Origin of the sequence: Halobaculum limi (assembly GCF_029490015.1) — an archaeon.
GTDB classification, from domain to species: Archaea; Halobacteriota; Halobacteria; order Halobacteriales; family Haloferacaceae; genus Halobaculum; species Halobaculum limi.
The window spans coordinates 2,151,563-2,170,217 of the sequence record NZ_CP120468.1; the positions used below are offsets into that span (position 1 = coordinate 2,151,563).

Consider the following 18,655-nt stretch of genomic DNA (forward strand, 5'->3'; position numbering starts at 1 on the left):
TCTCGCCGCTATCGCTCGGTCAGCGCCGTGATTCGACGCCGAGGAGGTCGCGTGCCTCGGGGGGCGTCGCGACTGGTCGCCCGAGTTCCTCGGCGAGTCTGACCGTCCGAGCAACCAGCGCTTCGTTGCTCGCGAGTTCCCCCTTTTGCAGGTAGCTGTTGTCTTCGAGGCCGACGCGGACGTGCCCGCCGAGCAGCATCGCGTGGGTTGTCAACGGGAGTTGGTGCGGACCGAACCCGATGACGTTGAACTCCGCGCCGTCGGGCAACTGGTCGACCATCCGCTGGAGGTTCGCGGGCGACGGCGGCGAGAGGGTGCCCGGACCGAAGATGAGGTTGAGGTACGGCGGCGCTTCGAGGTCGTCGAGGATGCGGAACGACTCGTTGAGGTGGCCGTTGTTGAACACTTCCAACTCCGGTTTGATCCCTCGCTCGCGCATCTCGGCGTGGAGGCCGTCGATGGTGTCGCGGGTGTTCTCGCTCGTGAGGCGGCGACCGCGGTTCATCGGCCCCATATCGAGGCTCGCCATCTCCGGCGCGGGGTCGGTTCGAAGCGGTTCCGCGCGGAGGGCGTCGGGCGCGGCGGTGCCGCCCGTCGAGTGCTGAACGATCACGTCGTCGGTCGCGTCGCGGACGGCGTCGGTGACCGCTTGAAACCGCTCGGTCGAGAACGCCCGTTCGCCGTTGTCGCGGCGCGCGTGCAGGTGGACGACTGCTGCGCCAGCCTCTTCGACGGCAGCGGCGGCCGCCGCTATCTCTGCGGGCGTCTCCGGGAGGTCGGGGTGTGCCTCTTTCCCCTGAATCCCGCCGGTGAGCGCCGCCGTGACGACGACTGGCTTGCCGTCGAGGTACTCTTGATACGTCATTCGTCCCACGCGAGGCCGGCGTCTTCGCGGAATATTTCGCAGTCCGCCTCCGGGTCGAGATCGTACCGCTCGTTGCAGATGTCGGCGTGGACTGGTTGGACGAACTCCTCGGTGACGGTGCAGAACGCGCGGGCCGTCTCGAACTCACGGTCGCCGTGGGCGTCGCGATACTCCAGATGTGGGCAGGTCATACGGGCACATCGAGGCCCATCGGCATCAACCCGTGCGTCGGGGAACACCTCGTCTCTCGCCAGGTTCCCGGACCGCGGTCGACGCTGCGCCCTCCCTATCGAAAGCTTCCTTACCGTATCGTCGGTAGGCGGGGACCACACCAATGGCCGGACAGACACCCAACCGGAGTCCACCGGATGGCGGCGACTCGAGCGCCGACCACGACCACGACGACGGCGTGCTCTCGGATCACCTCTCGACGGACGAAGTGTACCAGCGCGTCGTCGCCGACGCCGACCACGAGGTCACCTCGGGGACCCGGGAACTGTTCTTCAGCGCCCTGGCTGCCGGATTCGCGATCACAGTGACGTTCCTCCTGTACGCGTCGGTCACGGCGACTGCGGACACGAAGTTCGTCGGCGTCCTGCTGTACCCGCTGGGGTTCATCTACATCATCATCGGCGGCTACCAACTGTACACAGAGAACACGCTGCCGCCGGTCGCGCTGACGCTCGAACGACTGGCGTCGGTGCCGACGCTGGTTCGCCACTGGCTGATCGTACTCTCGGGCAACTTCGTCGGCGGCGGCCTCGGCGCGGTCGCACTCGCGTACGGTGGGATATTCGACGCCGCGACCGCAGAAGTCGCGATGGGGTTCGCACGGAAGGGGATCGCCACGCCTGCGGTCGATCTGTTCTTCAAAGCGGCGTTCGCCGGCCTGATCGTCGCCGGCGTCGTCTGGATCAACTTCGCCGCGCGCGACACTGTCTCCAGACTCCTCGTAGTGTATCTCGCGTTCCTCGCGATCCCGATGGGGAACCTGTTTCACGTCGTCGTCTCGTTCACCGAGGTCGTCTACCTGGCGCTCGTCGCGGGCGTGAACCCGATTCCGGCGCTCGGTGGGTTCGTCCTGCCGGTCCTCTTGGGGAACACGCTCGGTGGGGTGCTGCTGGTGACGGTGGTCAACTACTACCAGACCTCCGACCGGCGGCTCCAGATCGGCCGCTTCCAGAAGGTTCGTCGCCTCTCGGTCCGCGAGTGGCTGGCGGGGCCGCTCGCCGGTCGCTCGTACGTGCCGGTGGTCGACACCGTCGAAGAGATCGTTCGCGATCCGGAGTCGTACCGGATCCTCGTTCCGATCGGCAATCCGCGTACCGAGACCGGGGTGGTTCGACTGGCGTGCCAACTCGCGAGCAGCCACCGCAAGGGGAAGGTCCACGTCGTTCACGTCGTCCAGGCACCCCGCCGGTGGTCACCCGAAGCCGAGAGCCAGCAGCGTGCGCGGGTCACGGCAGAGTCCGACCGACTTCTCGAAAACGCCCGCGAGATCGGTGCCAAACACGACGTCACCCTCGAGACGTCGACCGTCGTCACACCGCGCTCGTTCGAGGAGGTGTTCACGCTGGCCCGGCGGACCAGCCCCGATCTGGTGTTGATGGGCTGGGACAGACGGGCGCTGTGGAGTTCCGCTCGTGCCGAACGGCCGCTGGCGGAACTGACAAACCGGCTGCCGTGCGACTTCCTCGTCGCCAACGACCGCGGCCTCGACGCCTCTCGCGTGCTGGTTCCGACCGCTGGCGGGCCCGACTCGGATCTCAACGCCGAAGTGGCGCTGGCGCTCCAGGAAGTCGCGAACGCGGAGATAGAACTCCTGCACGTCGTCGAGGACGCGGCCGACGAACCCGCCGGCGAGGCGTTCCTCCGGGAGTGGGCTACGGAGCGCGGGTTGGAGGACGCGACGATCACCGTCGCCTCCGGCGACGTCGAACCGGCGATCGCGAGCGCCGCAACCGACAGTACGATGCTGATGCTGGGAGCGACCGAACAGGGTCTCCTCTCGCGGTTGGTGCAGAACTCGCTCCACCTCGACGTCATCGACGACGTCGACTGCTCGGTGCTGCTGGCGGAGCGCCCGACGAGACGGTCGATTCGTGACAGGCTGGTCGGCCGCCCGAACCGTGACAGGTACCCGGCGCGAGCGTTCCGTGACCGCACCGCGGGGCAGACTCCGACGGAGCAGAAAGACGACTGATCCGTCGACCGCGGGGCACACTGCGTTCGACGGCTCACTCCGCTGGACTGGGAGCGATCTCGCTGGTCGACGGTGCCCTGCGTCGCGCTTACGCCAACACCACGCCGTCGAATGACCCGGTCAAGACGAGTTCGCCGGCGACGTGGCAGGCGACGCTGGCTTCGACGTCGGCCCGGTCGTCGCGGCGGTCGATCGCGTCGATCGTCACCTCGCACTCGACGTACTGGCCGGTGTACACCGGGCGGTGGAAGTCGTACGTCATCGTCCGTGCGAGGACGTCGAGGTCGCCGCCGATCTTCGTGGGGATCGTCGCCGTGAGCAGTCCGTGGACGAGGAGTCGCCCCTCGTCGTCGGGTCGCTCGTGATGTTCGCCGCGGTCGCCCGAGAGGTCGGCGAATGCTCGAACCTCGTCGGGCGTGAAGGTCCGCTCGTGGGTGAGGACTGCCCCTGGCTCGGGGAGGTCGGCTGGGTCCATACACGTCGGCTCACGGCCGCAGGGTTTGGAGGTGTCGCCGCCGCCGGACAGCATTCTTTCACAGGCGGGCGCGAACCGCCGCTATCGCGGTGAACACGACGTAGGTGCCCACTACGTAGAACGCAAACCACCCGAGAACCGCAAGCGCGCCGCCCGATACGTTGAACGCGGTCAGGACAGCCCCCTGCAGGACTGCGAGGGCCGCGCGTGGACGGGATGCGACGCTCACGAGGGGAGCGACCCGCCGTCGTCGGACGGTTCAGTCACTCGCTTCACGTCGCCCGCACCAGCGCGTCGGACGACCGCTCGAACCGGGTCACGAACTCCCGAGAGGTTGTTCGAGTCGCCGTCGAGGACGACGAGGCGAGCGTCGCGGCCGGGTTCGATCAGCCCGCAGTTCAGGCCAGCGACCTCGGCACCGTTGACTGTCGCCATCCGAAGCACTTCCACGGCGGATGCGTCCGTCGCCTTCGCGGCGAACTCCATCTCGCGGAACATCGAGGGACTGTTGAGCATCACGTTATCTGTGCCGAGTGCGACGGTCGTGCGGTCGAGAAGGTCGCGAAGCGGCGGGAGGCCGACGCCGGTGACGAGGTTGGAGCGCGGACAGACGACGACTGGCCAGCCCTCCTGCTCCAGTCGGTCGAGGTGGTGTTGCTCGGGGTGGACGAGATGCACGATGTGGTCCGGGTCCAAGTCCATCGCCGCGTCGATGTCGTCGGGGTCACGCTCTCCGGCGTGAATGCCGAACGTCTTGCCCGCCTCGCGGGTCGCCGCACGCTCGTCGGCGAAGTTGGCATCGCGGGCGCCGCTGGCACCGAAGCCTGCGGCAAACGGGTGTTCCATCGCGGCCACCTCCTCGCGACCGAGGACAACTGACTCCACGGGGAGACCCTCGCTGGCCGTCGCGATTGCCTCGACGCCCGCGACGCCGCCCTCGCGGAACTCGACGTGGGCGGTCGTCCCCGTGTCGTGCATATATTGGAGGGAACGACGCATCGCCGCGACCAACTCCGCGCGGTCGGTCGACCGGAGAATTCGGTGTTTGAGGCCGCCGGGCGGCGCGACGAGTGCGTCCAACTCGAGGCCGCGGCCAGCCTCCTTCGCCACGGAGTCGCCGATGTGGGTGTGGGCGTTGACGAACGCCGGACAGACGATGTCCGTCGAGTCGACGGCTGTCTCCTCGACGGCGGCGACGTTCCCGTCTTCGACGACGACACGTCCCTCGACCGCCTCGAAGTCGTGCCCGACCAGGACCGTCCCCTCGTGGGTGACGGGGTCGCCGTCGCTCACTCTCCGGTCCCCGCCCGTTCGCCCGGGTGGAACTCGTCGAGATTGGCGTTGACCCGCCCGCGAACGTCCGAGACGAGGCCACCGTCGATGTCCAGACCGAGGACGTCGACAGCCGCTTTCCCGACTCGTTCGGTGGCGTCGGCCACGGTGTAGACGCCCATCCGCCACTGCTGTTTCTGCGCCGCACGGAGGCCGGTCACGAGCGGCGAGTGGTCACCGAGGCGACGGATCTCACCGCTCACGAGGACCTCCGACGTGGACTCTGTCATCGACGGCTCCGATGGCACGTCGAGGACGACCTGCTCGGCCGATACCGCCCCGCGGTCGGCGATGGCGGCCTCCAACTCCCGTACCTGTTCGTGGTCGGCCGCCCGCAGCGACTCGGGCGTGTCGTCGTACTCGGCCCAGATCGCTCGCTTGTACAGGTCGCGTCGGTCGTATCGGCGAGCGAACTCCTCGGTCTCGGGCGTCATCCGAAGCGCACAGATCAGGTCGTAGTCGTCCATCCGCCGCACCTGCTGGGCCTCGATGTCAGGCGAGTCGATGAGGCGTTCGGTCGCGCGGCGCAGCATCGCCTTCGAGATGCGCGCGACCGGGTGAGCGTACACGGTCGGCGTCATCAGCGCCCGCGCCATCAACAGCGACTCCGCGGTCTGGACGTTCCCCTCGTCGAGCACCAGTTCCCCGTCGGCGAACGTGAGTTCGCGGATGAGACGCTCGTGGTCGATAGTGCCGTAGGGGACGCCCGTGTGGTGGGCGTCGCGCACGAGGTAGTCCATCCGGTCCACGTCGAGTTCTCCAGAGACGAGTTGTCCGAGTCGACCCTCGCCTGCGATGAGACCCGCCACCCGTTCGGGGTCGAGGTCGTGGGCGAGAAGGACGTCGCCCACCTCGGTGTCGACGAGGAGGTCCTCGACGTCGTCGTGGTACAGACCGGTGTGGCGGTGGAGGAGTTCCTCGACGTTGTGACTGAACGGGGCGTGACCGATGTCGTGGAGGAGGGCGGCGGCCCGAACACGCTCGGCTTCGGTCCCCTCGACGCCGACCGACGAGAGGGCGCGGTCAGCGAGGTGGTAGACGCCAAGCGAGTGCTCGAACCGCGTGTGGTTCGCGGAGGGGTACACGAGTTTGACCGTCCCGAGTTGGGCGACCCGACGGAGTCGCTGGACCGGCCCCGTGTCGAGGAGGTCCGCCGCGACGCCGTCCACGGAGATGTGGTCGTGGACGGAGTCTTTGATAGTCGTCATTGGGGCGGGGTTCGCCGCGATACGGTATAAACTGTGGGCGACGGGATGACTCCGGTCACGTTTCTTTCCTCACCTAGAACCCGAACACCCATCCGTTCGAGGGCCACACAGACACTCGGAATGAGAGCGCGCACACGACGGTCCCTCCCGATAGCGGTCGGACTCGCCCTCCTCGTCGTCCTCGCCGGGTGTACCGGCGGCGACGCACCGTACGAGGGCGCACCCTCCGCCGAACAGGTCGAACAGAGCCACGAAGAGGCGCTTCGCGACGCGGGGAGTTTCACGTACAACCAGACGGTGACGGTGAATGCGAGCATCGTCGAGGTGACGAGCAACACCACGGCAGCCGTGGAGTTAGACCCCGATGCGTACCACCTACAGAGTGAGACCGGCGAGGGTCGCTTCGAGGTGTACGCGCCCGCCGACGACCGGCCGTACGTCCGCTCGCAGTTCGGCGACACCATCACCTACGAACGCGCCGACAACGAGTCGGTCCCGAACGCCAGTCGGTTCGTGACGCCGCCGGTGAGCGACTTGTCCTCCAGTTTCGACTTCACCGCGAACGGCACCACAGAGGTCGACGGCACGACGACGTACGTGTACGAGGCGAACCTCTCGACGCTGAACGAGTCGGCCGTCGGGCCGGTCGGTGAGTCACTCGCGGAGGCGGAGGCGACGAACGCGACGGTCACTGTGTACGTCCGCTCGGACGGCCTCGTGAAACGCCTCGATTACGAGTTCGTCGTCGAGGGCTTCGGATCGCCCGCACGCCTGTCGCTGACGCTCACCTACGAGGACGTGGGATCGACGACGGTCGATGAACCGTCGTGGCTGGAAGAGGCGCGGACGGCGACGAACTGATACGGTTTCTGTAGTCGATTCAGTCGCGGATCGGCCCTGCACGAACGCCGAGGACGGACTCGGCGGCGGCGGCTACTTCTTCGGTCGCAGTCTCGGGCGCGTAGACACCCATCCGCCACCCCGAGCGTTGCGCGGCCCGCAACCCCGAGACGAGTTCGGAGGCGTCCTCAAGTCGCTGGGGCACGCCGTCGACGACGACGCGGCTTCCAGCCTCGGTGAAGGTTGGCCGGCCGGGCGCGTCGACGATGACGTCGCGCGCGTGGACGCCCGCGATGTCGACGATTTCGCGTTCGGCCGCGCGTTCGTCTTCGTGGTCCATCTCGACGACGTCGGCGGGCGTCGCCGACAGGTCCGCCCACACAGCCCGCTTGAACAGGTCTCGGTACTCGATGCGTTCGCCGAGGTGCGGGACGTACTCGCGGAGGGCGACGAGGAGGTCGTGGTCGGCCATCCGCCGGAACTGCATCACGTCGATGCCCGCGTCCGATTCGAGCAGTCGTTCGGAAGCGCGTTCGAGCATCGCGCCCGCGACTCGGGAGACGTGGTGGCGGTAGACGGTCGAGTCCATCAGCGCCCGCGCGAGCAACAGGGATTCTGCGGTCTGGACGTTTCCTTCGGCGAGGACGAGCGAGCCGTCCCGATACGTGAGTTCGCGGATGAGGCGTTCGTGGTCGATGGTGCCGTAGGGGACGCCGGTGTGGTGAGCGTCGCGCACGAGGTAGTCCATCCGATCCACGTCCAACTCTCCGGAGACGAGTTGCCCGAGTTCGCCCTCGCCGCGGACGATGGCGGCGACACGGTCGACGGAGAGGCCGTGGTCGCGGAGGACCTCACCCGCGTCGGTGGTGCCGAGGAGGTCGCCGAGTTCGTCGTGGTCGACGCCCGTGCGCCGGCGGATCACTTCCTCGGTCTGGTGGCCGTACGGGCCGTGCCCCACGTCGTGGAGGAGGGCCGCCGCGCGGAGGTGACGGGCACGGTCACCGTCGACGCCGAGGTACTCCAGCGCGCGGTCGGCGAGGTGGTACACGCCAAGTGAGTGCTCGAAGCGCGTGTGGGAGGCGGAGGGGTAGACGAGGCGGACGGTCGACAACTGCTTGATATGGCGCAGGCGCTGGAGGGTCCGGGTGTCGAGCAGATCCGCGGCGACGGGGTCGAGGGTGATGTAGTCGTGGACGCTGTCCTTGATCGCCTTCATTCGCGTCGAAGTGACACAGAGCGTACCGTAGTGCTGTCGGTGTTGCTCGGGGCGGAGCGACCGTGTCGGCTCAGATCGGGACGCCGGACTCTTGGTAGTCGGTGCCGAGGATGACCATCGTCTGCGAGCGGTCGAACCCGTCCATCGTCGCGATCTGTCCGAACATCAGGTCGCGGAGGTCGTCGGTCGACTCGGCGTACACGCGCAACATCACGTCGTACTCGCCGGTGGTCAGGTGGACCTCGCGCACCTCCTCGATGTCTTTGAGCGTCTCCAGTGCCTCCTCCTCGTGGCCCTGTTGGACGCGTAGCCCGACGAACGCCGAGACGCCGTAGCCGAGCGCCTTCGCGTCCACCTCCGCGCGATACCCCTTCAGCACGCCCGCTTCCTCCATTCGAGAGACGCGCTCGTGGACCGTCGCGCTCGACATATCGATCCGTCGAGCCACCTCGCTGAACGGCGTCCGAGCGTCCGATTGGAGGATACGGAGGATAGCGCGGTCGGTGTCGTCGAGTTCCATAATGGGTATCGCTCGTTCGGAGACTTCGGGTTTTGGGTTCGCGTAGTCCGCCGCGGGCGATTACGCGTCGCCGTCGGCAACCGCACGAATCGCCCGTGCGGCGGCCAACGCCTCGTCGTGTAGCGACCCGTTCGAGACGACGAGTCCCGTGGAGTCGTGTCGCCAGCGGTCGCCGTCGAGGTCGGTCACTGTGCCACCTGCGTTGCGGACCATGTGGACACCGGCAACCGTGTCCCAAGGGTTGCACGCGACGTTCGTGATGGTCGCGTCGAGCGCACCCTCCGCGATCATCGCGAGTGTCACCTGCGCGGACCCGAAGCGTCGCATATCGCCGAAGCGTTCGACAATCTCTGCACACGCCGTCGCGTACTCGTCGCGGGCGTCGAAGTCCCACCAGACGGTCGGCGTCGCCGCGCCCGTCTCCGGATCGGTTCGGTCGCTGACGCTGACCTCCGTGCCGTTGCGGTACACCGTCTCCGCGTCGGCGACGTACACGTCGTCCATCGCTGGGAGCGCGATGGCCGAGGCGACGGGTTCGCCGTCGACGACGGCGGCGACGGCGGTGGCGAACGCGCGGATGTCGCGGACGTAGTTGTTCGTCCCGTCAATGGGGTCGATGACCCACGCCGCGCCCTCGTCGGGGACGGCCTTCAGTTCGTCTTCCTCCTCGCCGACGACGGCGTCGTCGGGGAACGTCTCGCGAATCTCCGCGATGACGCGCCGTTGGCTCTCGCGGTCTGCCTCCGTCACCACGTTCGTCTTGCCACCCTTTCGCTCGACGTCGATGCCGCGTCGGAAGTGGTCGCCGGCGACGGTCGCACCTGCGCGGGCCGCCTGCTCGGCCACGTCGACGCGCGCCGTCGTGTCGGCGTTCGAATCGGTCATATCTGCAACTGGACCAACACCCCGGAATAGGCATCGGTTCGTGACCTCGGTCGCGGGCGCTGTTGCGACGAGGAGTTTACAGTACCGACGCACGAACGGACGGCTATGGACGACGACACCCAGCGGGACGACTCCACCGACCCGAAGGGGTTGCCAGAACCGTCGTCGGTCGACGACCACAGATCGGCACGCCGGGACGAGGATGACCTGCCAGCCGACGTGAACGCGGCGCTGACGCAACTCATCGAGGGAGCGCGGACGGCGATTCGCGAGGGCGACACCGACGACGCACTCGACGCCGTCGACACCGCCGCAACCGTCGCGGCGAACAAACTCCCGCCGGGCGACCGTCGAGAGACGATCCTGCACGGCTGTGCCCGAGTGACCGACCTCGCGGCCGACGACCCACCGGTGGCCGCCGAGTACCTCGACGCGATGCGGCGGCGACTCCCCGATCAGTAGTCGGCAGCGGAGGTAGTTACTCGCTACCGAAACAGCCGTTATACGACTCCTTCCTGGAGAATATCAGTATTTACTCTATTACGAATCAGAGGGAACTTAAGAGGACGCATCACATTCTGACCCATATGCGCCCAAGTGAGGCGGTCAGACAGATCGAATACGTCATCGACGCGACGACGACCGACGGCGGCCGACGCTGTGCGGCCGGTTACCGACCGGCGTTCGAACGCGTCCACGCGGCCGGTGGCGACGGTGACGTGGCCGACCTCGCGTCCGTCCTCTGCGCGGAGATGCGGGCAGGTGGACGACCCAAGCCCGCAGAGGCGGGCCGCGTCGCCGACGAACTCCTCGGCGTCGCCACGGACGGCGGCGAGTAAGTACGAGTTCGCGACCGTCTCCGACCGAACGAAGTTGTTCTAGCGTCAGTAATCGGGAAGCGTACATACTCCGATAGCGACGGCTATCGGTGGTCGGTGTGTCGGATAGCCACCGAGACGCGCCGCTGGTGGGTGTGGGTTCGAAGTGAGTTTTGCGAGGGAAGAGCGCTCCGAGAGCGTCTTCCGCATCACGGGGGGTGACCCCGGCGATGCGAGGGAAGGGATTTGAACCCTTGGACCTCTACAGGAGCGGATCTTGAGTCCGCCGCCGTTTCCAGGCTTGGCTACCCTCGCACGCGTCTGATAGGTGAGGGTCGTCGCTGTTTAACCTCCCGGTTTTCTGTGGGGGCGTCCGGCAATCACGACGACGCTATCGACCGCGTCGTGGGGCCATCCCAGCCTGTCGAAGCGACATATAGAGGACGACGCCGAAGGAACTTATCAGGAGGCCGAATTCGAGACTGTCCGGCGTGCCGCTCTCGCCGGTGAGGAACAACAGAAAGCTGAGTCCGGCGGCCGCGAGTGCGAGGAGGTACAACACGGCGGGGCGAGAGCCGCGGTCGGTCAACACGTCGACCGTCATCCGCAGGTCGTGGCGAATTCGGCGATCGGCGGCGACGAGTCGCCTCGTAACCCATCGAAGCGGAGACATTCGGTAGCAAAGTATCGGCCTCCGGCGCATTAAACCCCGCTACTGCGGCCAGATGGCCAGACGCGCCGACGGAGTTACGGCGGTCGCTCGCGCATCGACGGATATGGACGACCACACGCGCGACCCGAGCGTCGCGCCCCCGCTTGGCGACCCGACCGGGTGGCGCTCCGCCGAACGGGTCTGGGAGCACGCCACCCTCCGCCGTGCGACCGAACACGGCGTCCGCCTGTTCAACAGCGGCGACTTCCACGAGTCACACGACTGTTTCGAAGACGAGTGGTACAACTACGGCGGCGGGTCAACCGAGAGCGCCTTCCTCCACGGGATGGTGCAGGTCGCGGCTGGCGCGTACAAGCACTTCGACTTCGAGGACGACGCCGGGATGCGGAGCCTCTTCGAGACGGCGCTGCAGTACCTCCACGGCGTCCCCGGCGACTTCTACGGGGTCGACGTCGACGACGTGCGCGAGACGCTTCGCCACGCCCTCTCGGACCCGACCGTGCTCCACGGCTGGCGTATCGAACTCGACGGCCACACCGCGACGGCGTACGACGCCGACTACGAGTACGCCGAGTCGTTGGATCACTGACTGACCAGCGACGGGACTGGTCGCGCACCGTCGACCGCGACCCGGTCGCTTTTGTCCGCCGCGCCGTCCGAGGTGCTATGGACGGCTTCGACCTGCTTCGATCACTCACCGAGGTGCACGGCCCCGTCGGTTACGAGGACGGCCCCCGCGAACTCGTCGTTAGCGAGTTCGAGCAGACGGTCGACCGCGTTCGGACGGACGCGATGGGCAACGTCGTCGGCACCGTCGAGGGCGACGCGGACGGCCCGGAACTGCTCGTCGCCGCGCATATGGACGAAATCGGGTTCATGGTCACCCACGTCGACGACGAGGGCTTCCTCCGCGTCAGTTCGCTCGGCGGGTGGAACGCCGAGGTACTCCGGGCGGCCCGCGTGCGCGTCCACGCCGACGGCGGCGATGACCCCCTCGACGGCGTCATCGGCGCGATTCCAGCCCACGTCCGGGACACCGAGGACGAACAAGATGTAGACGACGTCGCCATCGACGTGGGTCTCGACGGCGAGGCGGCCGCAGAACGGGTGAACGTCGGCGACGTGGTGACGATGCGTGCGCCGACCGAACGAATCGGGAACTGCGTGAGCGGAAAGGCGCTCGACGACCGCGCGGGCGTGTGGGCGATGCTCCGTGCGGCCGAACTGAGCGACCCCGAGACGACGGTTCACTTCGTCGCGACGACACAGGAGGAGGTCGGCTTGCGCGGCGCGGAGGCGGTCGGCGTCGACATAGCCCCGGACGTGGCTATCGCTGTCGACGGCACGCTCGAACGCTCCGTCCCGGGCGTCGACGCCGCCGACCGCGTCACCACGCTCGGCGACGGCGTCGGTATCAAACAGAAGGACGCGACCGTGATTCCGACGCCAGCAGTCGTCGACAGACTGGAGGCACTCGCGGCCGACCGCGGAATCCCGAGTCAGCGCGAGGTCGCCGCGAACATCGGAACGGACACGGGTGCACTCCAGACCGCCGCCGGTTCGACACCGGTGGGTGCGGTGTCGATTCCGGTTCGGTACCACCACTCGACCGTCGAGACCGCTCACGTCGACGACCTCGCAGCGACCGTCGAGTTGCTCGTGGCAGTCGCGGAGGCGGGCGCTGACGGCCGCTACTGACGCGAACTGCGGCACGACTCGCAGTGGGAGAACGGTTCTCGTCGTGTCGAATCGGAGGCACAGTGATGACGACTCGTCGAGAATCTAGTGGGTGATGGTCACGGACTCGTCGCGAGACCGCCGGGTGACGCTCGCCGTCGTCGGTCTCGTTCTCGCCGTCGCCGCTGCAGTCGCGATTTTGTGGTTCGTCGCGGCGACGGGCGGTTCGGCCGACACCGATCCGATGCGGGCCGTCGAGTGGGAACTCGACCGGGTGAACGACTCGTTCGTCGCCGTCGTCCACGTCGAGGGACCGAGGATACCGACCGAGCGTCTCCGCGTGACGGTCGACGGTGTCACTCGCCGGGTGAACTGGTCGAACGAGCCACTCGCTGCAGGCGGTCGGGGCGTTGTCAGGGCCGACCGTGGCTCCCGGGTGACGCTGTTGTGGGAGCGCACGCGCGTCGACCTCGTCGTTCTCGCCAGGTGGACAGCCGAGTAACAACGGGAGGCTGTCGTCGTTCTCAACCGTGCTAATTGTTACCAACGGTTAAGCCGAATCGCCACGAATCGCTCCTGTATGGTGTCCACGACGTATCTCGTCAGTACGGTCGTGACTGGACTCGTCCTCGTCGGTGTCGGGGCATACCTCGCACGTGCGTTCGCGTGGCGCGAACTGGCAAGCGGGGCTGCGGTGACCACGACTGGGCGTGCAGATGGGGCTGCGGCCCTCTCTGGAGAGGGACGCACGTCGGCGAGACTGCCACTGGCGCTCGGCGGCGTCGGTGTCGTCGTCGTCTTTGCCAGCATCGGCGCGCTCGTCGCAGGGGAGGCGGCGGTACTGGGTGCCGTCGTGGGCTTCTTCGGAGGGTTACTCGCGCTGTACGTCACGTGGGGAGTGTATCACATCTGTCGCGCTCGGGGTATGTCGTACGCGCAAGCGGTGGGGGCTGGCGTGTGGCTACTCTCGATGGTGTTGTTGATCGGAATCGTCGCACAACTGCTCGTGAACGGGTGAGCGCCGATGGCAGGTGAGCGCGAGACGAGCGAGCGGAGCGGCCCGTCGCTCCACCGTCTCGATGCTGGCGACGTGGTTGCGTGGCTTCGTGGTGAGTTTTTGCGCCCGTGGTGGCTCGCCGTCCTCGGAATCGAGGCCGCCCTGCTCGTCGCGTACTTCGGGCTGACAGACGCAACCGTGACCAGGCCGGGCTACGTTCTCGCGCCGTTCGTCTGGATCAACGCGTCGCTGTGGGCGGTGACGCGAACGGTTCCAACGGCAGCCCCGAGTCGCCGTCGGCTGGTCGCCGGGACGCTCTCTGTCGGCTACTTCGTCGTCTTACTCGCGGTCACTGGACTGGTCGGCGGCGGCACCGGCACCGAACTCGCGTACGTCGAAGTCGGAGTCGGGTCGCCTGGCTGGGGGCCAGTCGTCCGCTACGGCGGCACACTCGCGTCGGTGACGGTCGTTCCCTACCGCTTCATCGGCTATCTCGCGATCGCGTATCTCGTGTACGAGGCGTTGCTCGGCGCGAGTACGGCCGCCCTATCGGGGGTGGTAGGACTCGCCTCCTGCGTGAGTTGCGGCTTCTCGGTGGTGCTGTCGGTCGTCGCGGGCCTCACGGGCGCGTCGTCCGGTGCCGTGGGTGCGGTGTACGCTGCCTCGGTCGAGGTGTCGACGGCGGCGTTCCTGTTGGCGCTCCTGTTGCTCGTCGCTCGTCCCGGTGGAAGATCCAGATCGAACGGCGAGTGACCCGTCATCCCGACGCGCATTGAGGCTGGACGCGACGGCGACAGTGTCGACGTTACAGGATCGAGTACGCCGCCGCCGCGGTGAGTGCGAGTGCGCCCAACAGGCCTGCGAGGACCACAAGCGCGACCGCACGAGGTTCGAACTTGAGGTGCTGGAAGTAGCCGACGACGAGCAGCGCCTTCACCGTCGAGAGGAGCATAATGACCCCGAACGCCGTCCAGTAGACGGAGTCGAGGAAGCCCGCCTGTTCGATGAGCACCTGCACTGTCGCGAGGACGAACAGGACCACGTAGATTACCGTGTACAGTTTAGTGGATGTCATTTTTGATACCTCACAGGATGTAGAACAGCGGGAACAGGAACAGCCAGACGACGTCGACGAAGTGCCAGTACAGGCCGAAGTACTCGATGGGTTCGTCCTCGCCTATGTACGCTCCGCGCCACGCCCGAACGATCAGGTACAGCGTGATGAGCAGCCCCACCGCGACGTGTGCACCGTGGAGGCCAGTCGTCAGGTAGAACGTCGACGACGCGATGTTCGTCGATAAGTCCCACCCGTTGGGGAACGCCGCCTCGTGGACGTGGAACAGGTGGTTCCACTCCAGCGCCTTGTTGATCAGGAACCCCACCCCGAGGACGAACGTCGTCACGAGACTCCCGATGAGGAGGCCCCGTTTGCGCTTCTGTGCGGCGACCATCGCGATGACGACGGTGAAACTGCTCGTGAGCAGGAGGTACGTGTTGATGAGGCCCGGAAGCGGGACGTGTGCGACCGGGACGAGGTCGTGCCACGACTCCCAGCCGTACGCAACCCGGACGAACGCGTACGCGCCGATGAACGCGCCGAACAGCACCACGTCGGAGGCGAGGAACACCCACATCCCGAGTTTGGTGTTCTCCACCTCGCCGAAGGGCCACTGGGCGGCCCACTCGACGACCGGCCCGTCGAACGGCTCCATCGTCATTGCGACGAGTGCGCCGAGGGTGACGACGCCGCCGGCGACGAGGAGGCCGAGGTACGCGCCGCCGGCCATCCCGTCGACGAACGAACCCTCCTGAATTCCGGAAGCGCCCAACAGCGTGAGGAACGCGCCGGCGGCGATGACGACGGGCCAGGCGCTGGCGTGACTCACGTGGTGACCGTGCTCCGTCTCGGCGGTCGTCGCCGGCGGCGTCGCTGCCTCCGAGCGGAAGAGCGTGCCGCCGTCGGCGGCCGCGGACGCACTCCCTGCGTCGCCCGTGTCGCTCGTCCGAACCGTCTCCTCGTCGACGAACCGCAGGGACCCATCGGTGTAGTCGGGGTAGCCGGGGTAGTTTTCGAGCGGCGGCGGCGACGACACCGCCCACTCGCCCGTACTCGCGTACTCCCAGGGGTTGTCGGGCGCGGGGTCGCCGGCCCACATACTCCGGTACAGGTTGTAGAACATCACGAGGAACGACGACCCCAGCAGGAACCCGCCGACGGTGGCGAGTTGGTGCCACGGCTCCAGCGAACTCTGGTAGGCGAACACCCGGCGGGGCGTCTCCCACGCGAGGAACATCGGGAAGTACAGCAGATTGAACCCGACGAAGTACATCGCGAAGTGGACTTTCCCGAGGAACTCGTCGTACATCCGCCCGGTGAACTTCGGGAACCAGTAGTAGATGCCGCCGACGAGCGCGGTGACGCCGCCGACCATCACGTAGTGGAAGTGCGCGACGACCCAGTAGGTGCCGCGGAACTCGTAGTCGAGGACGACCGCGCCCAGGAAGACGCCCGTGATGCCGCCGAGGATGAACACGACGAGTGCGCCGAAGTTGAACAGGAACGGTGTCGAGAAGCGGATGTCGCCCTTCTTCAGCGTGTAGATGAGCGCGAACACCATCAGGTCGAACGGCAGCGAGATGCCGATGGTGGTGATCATAAAGAGCGTCTTGACGTTGAGCGAGATGCTCGTCAAGAACATGTGGTGCATCCAGACGAAGAAACTCTGGACGGCGACGAGGATCATCGCCGCGATGAACCACTTGCGGCCGACGATGCGCCGCCCGGTGAACGTCTGGAACACCTCCGCCATCACGCCGAGGGCAGGGAAGAACACGATGTACACCTCGGGGTGGCCGAAGAACCAGAACAGGTGCGTCCACAGGATAGCGCCGCCGGGACTCGACTGCGCGAAGTAGGTCGTCCCGAGGAGACGGTCCGACGAGAGGATGAGCAGCGCGGCCAACAGCGCCGCGAACGCGAACAGCATCATCCACACGGTGAGGAGGATGGTCCACGAGAACAGCGGCATGTTCCACAGCGACATCCCCTTCGCCCGCATTCGATGGATGGTGGTGATGAAGTTCACCCCACCTACCGTCACCGAGACGGTGAACAGCAGCAGCGCGAACGTCGTGGTCGTCGCGCCGATGCTCGGGAGGAACGTCGGAACGTTCAGCGGCGCGTACATCGTCCACCCGCCCGAGAACGACGCTCCTTGGAAGAACGACACGCCGAACAGAAGTCCCGAGAACAGATACAGCCAGTAACTCAAGGCGTTCAGCCGCGGGAACGCGAGGTCTTTCGCACCGATCTGGAGCGGGACGACGTAGTTGGCGAAGCCGAACGCGAGCGGCGAGAGGAACCAGAACACCATCAGCAGGCCGTGTGCAGACACCGCCTGGTTGTACGCCAGCGGTCCGAGGATACCCTCTCCAGGGGCACGCGAACTCCACAATTGCGTTCGGACCAACAGCGCGAGAACCCCGCCGAATACGAGGAAAAACAGCGACGTTCCGATGTACAGGAGGCCGATGTCCTTGTGATTCGTCGTGACGAAGTACCGCTTCAGCGTCGACGAGTCAGGCAACTCCGGCGTCGCCAGCGAGGAACTCACGGGACCACCCCCACGTCACCGGCGGGACCGCCGGGCGCGCCGAGCGACCGCTGTGCGTCTGTGTCGCCGTCGACGGTCGCGTTCGACGCCGAGGCGTTCGTCGCGCCGGTACCCGCGTACCACTCTTCGAACGCCGCCTGCTCCATGATAATCACCTCGGCGTCCATGTACGAGTGGCCCGAACCGCACAGTTCGTAGCAGTGTGCCTGATACGTCCCGGGTTCCTCGGCGACGAACCACGTCTCCGTGGTCTGCCCCGGAATGGCGTCAGATTTCACTCGCAACCCTGGGATGCCGAAGTTGTGGAACACGTCCCGGGAGGTGACGACGAGGTGGACGTCGGTGTTCGCCGGTGCGCGAAGGGTGGTGCTCGTGTGGCCGTTGGGGTAGACGAACTCCCACGAGAACTGCCCGCCGATAACGTCCACCTCTATCGCCTCGGGGTCTGCCGCTGAGCGGCCAGGATCTTCGACGTACAACAGCGTGAGGTACGTCCACGCGATGAGCGAGACGACGATGACCGCGCTCATCCCGAGAGAGACGAACAGTTTATTTCCGCCCTCGCTCCCGCGCGGGAGTTCGCCCACTTGTGGGCGGTCGACGTCCGCGTGGTCGTGGTCGGCCCCGCGACGGTACTGATACGCCTTCAGGGTCATGTAGCCGACGACCACGACGCCGACGAGGGTTCCCAACACGAGAAACACCTCGAAGATGCTGTCGAACACCTGCACACGCGTCCCACGCGGGACGAAGCCGCCGCCGCCGGTGTGTAACAGGAACCGATAGCCTAGTGTTGCGACAACCGAGTCCATCGATCACACCTTGTGTTGTGGGATGCCGACGGTCCGGTCGAGGACGCTCGCGAGGACGACGCCGTACACCCAGTGAGCGACCAGCGAGATGACGAGGAACACGCCGACGGTGAGTGCGGAGCCTCCCGGCCAGAACGCCGGGACGAAGCCGGTCCAGAATATCGTCGCGAACGTCGCGCCGCGCAGGTACCGCGGCGTCCGTGGCGGGAGGTACGCCCCGACGACGAGGAACACCATCGGCAAGAGGACGGTCCCGCCGGCGACGAACAACGCGAGTCCGAGCGTCAGCGTCGGTTCGATCCCGAGCAGTCCGGTCAGGGGAACGAACTCGACGATAGGGTCGGGCCGAAACACGCCGAGGGCGAACGGGACACCGACGAGTACTGGGAGCATCGTCAGCATACCGAGCAACCCGGCCGCCATCCCGAATCCGAGCACTTTCACCGTGATCGGGACCGCTACGTCGGCCGGTGTCTCGACGGTGGCCGACTCGGTCGTCATCTCGGTCGGTTCGCTCATA

General features: G+C 66.7%; 23 protein-coding genes and 1 tRNA gene. 9 read left to right on the forward strand and 15 right to left on the reverse strand.

Annotated elements, in window-relative coordinates; all coding sequences use genetic code 11:
* Positions 1 to 19: 19 nt before the first annotated feature.
* Together P0D77_RS10795 and P0D77_RS10800 are read right to left on the reverse strand one after the other, a co-directional pair.
* The gene (locus tag P0D77_RS10795) at positions 20 to 865 is read right to left on the reverse strand and encodes a beta-keto acid cleavage family enzyme (RefSeq protein ID WP_277553080.1); all 846 of its coding nucleotides are present in this window, start codon (positions 863 to 865) and stop codon (positions 20 to 22) included.
* Positions 862 to 1,056 (reverse strand): hypothetical protein, encoded by a 195-nt coding sequence (locus P0D77_RS10800; RefSeq protein WP_277553081.1) that lies wholly within the window; start codon positions 1,054 to 1,056, stop codon positions 862 to 864. The genes P0D77_RS10795 and P0D77_RS10800 overlap by 4 nt, the downstream gene beginning before the upstream one ends.
* 143 nt (positions 1,057 to 1,199) lie before the next feature.
* Between P0D77_RS10800 and P0D77_RS10805 the strand changes: the two genes are divergently transcribed.
* A complete protein-coding gene (locus P0D77_RS10805; protein ID WP_277553082.1) occupies positions 1,200 to 3,068 on the forward strand; it encodes a formate/nitrite transporter family protein in 1,869 nt (622 codons plus the stop codon).
* Between the two features lie 88 nt (positions 3,069 to 3,156).
* Here the strand turns inward: P0D77_RS10805 and P0D77_RS10810 are convergent, their stop codons facing one another.
* The 4 genes from P0D77_RS10810 to P0D77_RS10825 are packed head-to-tail and all read right to left on the reverse strand — an operon-like array spanning position 3,157 to position 6,083.
* Positions 3,157 to 3,543, reverse strand: a complete 387-nt coding sequence (locus tag P0D77_RS10810; RefSeq protein ID WP_277553083.1) for a hotdog family protein — start codon at positions 3,541 to 3,543, stop codon at positions 3,157 to 3,159.
* A gap of 58 nt (positions 3,544 to 3,601) precedes the next feature.
* Positions 3,602 to 3,772: a hypothetical protein gene (locus P0D77_RS10815; protein WP_277553084.1), complete on the reverse strand. Its 171-nt coding sequence runs from the start codon at positions 3,770 to 3,772 to the stop codon at positions 3,602 to 3,604.
* Positions 3,769 to 4,836 carry an amidohydrolase family protein gene (locus P0D77_RS10820; protein WP_277553085.1) on the reverse strand — a complete coding sequence of 356 codons (1,068 nt, stop codon included), beginning with the start codon at positions 4,834 to 4,836 and terminating at the stop codon, positions 3,769 to 3,771. The genes P0D77_RS10815 and P0D77_RS10820 overlap by 4 nt, the downstream gene beginning before the upstream one ends.
* On the reverse strand, positions 4,833 to 6,083 hold the full coding sequence (locus P0D77_RS10825; protein WP_277553086.1) for an HD domain-containing protein: 1,251 nt from the start codon (positions 6,081 to 6,083) through the stop codon (positions 4,833 to 4,835). The genes P0D77_RS10820 and P0D77_RS10825 overlap by 4 nt, the downstream gene beginning before the upstream one ends.
* A gap of 120 nt (positions 6,084 to 6,203) precedes the next feature.
* Here P0D77_RS10825 and P0D77_RS10830 point away from each other — a divergent pair, with 120 nt between their 5' ends.
* Positions 6,204 to 6,944, forward strand: a complete 741-nt coding sequence (locus P0D77_RS10830; RefSeq protein WP_277553087.1) for a DUF7537 family lipoprotein — start codon at positions 6,204 to 6,206, stop codon at positions 6,942 to 6,944.
* 19 nt (positions 6,945 to 6,963) lie between these two features.
* Here the strand turns inward: P0D77_RS10830 and P0D77_RS10835 are convergent, their stop codons facing one another.
* From P0D77_RS10835 to P0D77_RS10845, 3 genes are all read right to left on the reverse strand, one after another.
* Positions 6,964 to 8,139 carry an HD domain-containing protein gene (locus tag P0D77_RS10835; RefSeq protein ID WP_277553088.1) on the reverse strand — a complete coding sequence of 392 codons (1,176 nt, stop codon included), beginning with the start codon at positions 8,137 to 8,139 and terminating at the stop codon, positions 6,964 to 6,966.
* Between the two features lie 70 nt (positions 8,140 to 8,209).
* Complete coding sequence (locus tag P0D77_RS10840) at positions 8,210 to 8,659, reverse strand: Lrp/AsnC family transcriptional regulator (protein WP_277553089.1); 450 nt, start codon at positions 8,657 to 8,659, stop codon at positions 8,210 to 8,212.
* 60 nt (positions 8,660 to 8,719) lie between these two features.
* On the reverse strand, positions 8,720 to 9,544 hold the full coding sequence (locus tag P0D77_RS10845) for an inositol monophosphatase family protein (protein ID WP_277553090.1): 825 nt from the start codon (positions 9,542 to 9,544) through the stop codon (positions 8,720 to 8,722).
* Positions 9,545 to 9,649: 105 nt separating this feature from the next.
* Between P0D77_RS10845 and P0D77_RS10850 the strand changes: the two genes are divergently transcribed.
* Together P0D77_RS10850 and P0D77_RS10855 are read left to right on the forward strand one after the other, a co-directional pair.
* Positions 9,650 to 10,006 carry a DUF8101 family protein gene (locus tag P0D77_RS10850; protein ID WP_277553091.1) on the forward strand — a complete coding sequence of 119 codons (357 nt, stop codon included), beginning with the start codon at positions 9,650 to 9,652 and terminating at the stop codon, positions 10,004 to 10,006.
* 125 nt (positions 10,007 to 10,131) lie between these two features.
* Positions 10,132 to 10,383 carry a hypothetical protein gene (locus tag P0D77_RS10855; RefSeq protein ID WP_277553092.1) on the forward strand — a complete coding sequence of 84 codons (252 nt, stop codon included), beginning with the start codon at positions 10,132 to 10,134 and terminating at the stop codon, positions 10,381 to 10,383.
* A gap of 210 nt (positions 10,384 to 10,593) precedes the next feature.
* Here the strand turns inward: P0D77_RS10855 and P0D77_RS10860 are convergent.
* Positions 10,594 to 10,677: transfer RNA gene (locus P0D77_RS10860), tRNA-Leu, on the reverse strand.
* 76 nt (positions 10,678 to 10,753) lie between these two features.
* A complete protein-coding gene (locus tag P0D77_RS10865; RefSeq protein WP_277553093.1) occupies positions 10,754 to 11,035 on the reverse strand; it encodes a hypothetical protein in 282 nt (93 codons plus the stop codon).
* Between the two features lie 103 nt (positions 11,036 to 11,138).
* On the opposite strand from P0D77_RS10865, the gene P0D77_RS10870 reads away from it, so the two are divergent.
* The 5 genes from P0D77_RS10870 to P0D77_RS10890 all read left to right on the forward strand — a co-directional run bounded on the left by P0D77_RS10870 (position 11,139) and on the right by P0D77_RS10890 (position 14,462).
* A complete protein-coding gene (locus P0D77_RS10870) occupies positions 11,139 to 11,624 on the forward strand; it encodes a DUF309 domain-containing protein (protein ID WP_277553094.1) in 486 nt (161 codons plus the stop codon).
* Positions 11,625 to 11,701: 77 nt separating this feature from the next.
* The gene (locus P0D77_RS10875) at positions 11,702 to 12,733 is read left to right on the forward strand and encodes a M42 family metallopeptidase (protein ID WP_277553095.1); all 1,032 of its coding nucleotides are present in this window, start codon (positions 11,702 to 11,704) and stop codon (positions 12,731 to 12,733) included.
* 94 nt (positions 12,734 to 12,827) lie between these two features.
* A complete protein-coding gene (locus P0D77_RS10880; RefSeq protein WP_277553096.1) occupies positions 12,828 to 13,214 on the forward strand; it encodes a hypothetical protein in 387 nt (128 codons plus the stop codon).
* Between the two features lie 78 nt (positions 13,215 to 13,292).
* A complete protein-coding gene (locus P0D77_RS10885; RefSeq protein ID WP_277553097.1) occupies positions 13,293 to 13,730 on the forward strand; it encodes a hypothetical protein in 438 nt (145 codons plus the stop codon).
* Between the two features lie 6 nt (positions 13,731 to 13,736).
* Positions 13,737 to 14,462, forward strand: a complete 726-nt coding sequence (locus P0D77_RS10890) for a DUF7546 family protein (RefSeq protein WP_277553098.1) — start codon at positions 13,737 to 13,739, stop codon at positions 14,460 to 14,462.
* Positions 14,463 to 14,514: 52 nt separating this feature from the next.
* Here the strand turns inward: P0D77_RS10890 and P0D77_RS10895 are convergent, their stop codons facing one another.
* Genes P0D77_RS10895 through P0D77_RS10910 form a run of 4 tightly spaced genes read right to left on the reverse strand, consistent with a single transcriptional unit; the run spans position 14,515 to position 18,654 of the window.
* A complete protein-coding gene (locus tag P0D77_RS10895) occupies positions 14,515 to 14,784 on the reverse strand; it encodes a cytochrome C oxidase subunit IV family protein (RefSeq protein WP_277553099.1) in 270 nt (89 codons plus the stop codon).
* Positions 14,785 to 14,794: 10 nt separating this feature from the next.
* On the reverse strand, positions 14,795 to 17,323 hold the full coding sequence (locus P0D77_RS10900; RefSeq protein ID WP_277553100.1) for a cbb3-type cytochrome c oxidase subunit I: 2,529 nt from the start codon (positions 17,321 to 17,323) through the stop codon (positions 14,795 to 14,797).
* On the reverse strand, positions 17,320 to 18,135 hold the full coding sequence (gene coxB / locus P0D77_RS10905; protein WP_277553101.1) for a cytochrome c oxidase subunit II: 816 nt from the start codon (positions 18,133 to 18,135) through the stop codon (positions 17,320 to 17,322). Before coxB ends, P0D77_RS10900 begins: the two co-directional genes overlap by 4 nt.
* A gap of 3 nt (positions 18,136 to 18,138) precedes the next feature.
* Positions 18,139 to 18,654 (reverse strand): DUF6789 family protein, encoded by a 516-nt coding sequence (locus P0D77_RS10910; RefSeq protein ID WP_277553102.1) that lies wholly within the window; start codon positions 18,652 to 18,654, stop codon positions 18,139 to 18,141.
* Position 18,655 lies beyond the last annotated feature (1 nt).

What these genes read in the sequence shown, in the direction of transcription:
- P0D77_RS10795 (WP_277553080.1), bottom strand. Translation starts at nt 865, where the DNA reads ATGACGTATCAAGAGTACCTCGACGGCAAGCCAGTCGTCGTCACGGCG.
- P0D77_RS10800 (WP_277553081.1), bottom strand. Translation starts at nt 1,056, where the DNA reads ATGACCTGCCCACATCTGGAGTATCGCGACGCCCACGGCGACCGTGAG.
- P0D77_RS10805 (WP_277553082.1), top strand. Translation starts at nt 1,200, where the DNA reads ATGGCCGGACAGACACCCAACCGGAGTCCACCGGATGGCGGCGACTCG.
- P0D77_RS10810 (WP_277553083.1), bottom strand. Translation starts at nt 3,543, where the DNA reads ATGGACCCAGCCGACCTCCCCGAGCCAGGGGCAGTCCTCACCCACGAG.
- P0D77_RS10825 (WP_277553086.1), bottom strand. Translation starts at nt 6,083, where the DNA reads ATGACGACTATCAAAGACTCCGTCCACGACCACATCTCCGTGGACGGC.
- P0D77_RS10830 (WP_277553087.1), top strand. Translation starts at nt 6,204, where the DNA reads ATGAGAGCGCGCACACGACGGTCCCTCCCGATAGCGGTCGGACTCGCC.
- P0D77_RS10835 (WP_277553088.1), bottom strand. Translation starts at nt 8,139, where the DNA reads ATGAAGGCGATCAAGGACAGCGTCCACGACTACATCACCCTCGACCCC.
- P0D77_RS10840 (WP_277553089.1), bottom strand. Translation starts at nt 8,659, where the DNA reads ATGGAACTCGACGACACCGACCGCGCTATCCTCCGTATCCTCCAATCG.
- P0D77_RS10845 (WP_277553090.1), bottom strand. Translation starts at nt 9,544, where the DNA reads ATGACCGATTCGAACGCCGACACGACGGCGCGCGTCGACGTGGCCGAG.
- P0D77_RS10850 (WP_277553091.1), top strand. Translation starts at nt 9,650, where the DNA reads ATGGACGACGACACCCAGCGGGACGACTCCACCGACCCGAAGGGGTTG.
- P0D77_RS10855 (WP_277553092.1), top strand. Translation starts at nt 10,132, where the DNA reads ATGCGCCCAAGTGAGGCGGTCAGACAGATCGAATACGTCATCGACGCG.
- P0D77_RS10865 (WP_277553093.1), bottom strand. Translation starts at nt 11,035, where the DNA reads ATGTCTCCGCTTCGATGGGTTACGAGGCGACTCGTCGCCGCCGATCGC.
- P0D77_RS10870 (WP_277553094.1), top strand. Translation starts at nt 11,139, where the DNA reads ATGGACGACCACACGCGCGACCCGAGCGTCGCGCCCCCGCTTGGCGAC.
- P0D77_RS10875 (WP_277553095.1), top strand. Translation starts at nt 11,702, where the DNA reads ATGGACGGCTTCGACCTGCTTCGATCACTCACCGAGGTGCACGGCCCC.
- P0D77_RS10880 (WP_277553096.1), top strand. Translation starts at nt 12,828, where the DNA reads ATGGTCACGGACTCGTCGCGAGACCGCCGGGTGACGCTCGCCGTCGTC.
- P0D77_RS10885 (WP_277553097.1), top strand. Translation starts at nt 13,293, where the DNA reads ATGGTGTCCACGACGTATCTCGTCAGTACGGTCGTGACTGGACTCGTC.
- P0D77_RS10890 (WP_277553098.1), top strand. Translation starts at nt 13,737, where the DNA reads ATGGCAGGTGAGCGCGAGACGAGCGAGCGGAGCGGCCCGTCGCTCCAC.
- P0D77_RS10895 (WP_277553099.1), bottom strand. Translation starts at nt 14,784, where the DNA reads ATGACATCCACTAAACTGTACACGGTAATCTACGTGGTCCTGTTCGTC.
- coxB (WP_277553101.1), bottom strand. Translation starts at nt 18,135, where the DNA reads ATGGACTCGGTTGTCGCAACACTAGGCTATCGGTTCCTGTTACACACC.
- P0D77_RS10910 (WP_277553102.1), bottom strand. Translation starts at nt 18,654, where the DNA reads ATGAGCGAACCGACCGAGATGACGACCGAGTCGGCCACCGTCGAGACA.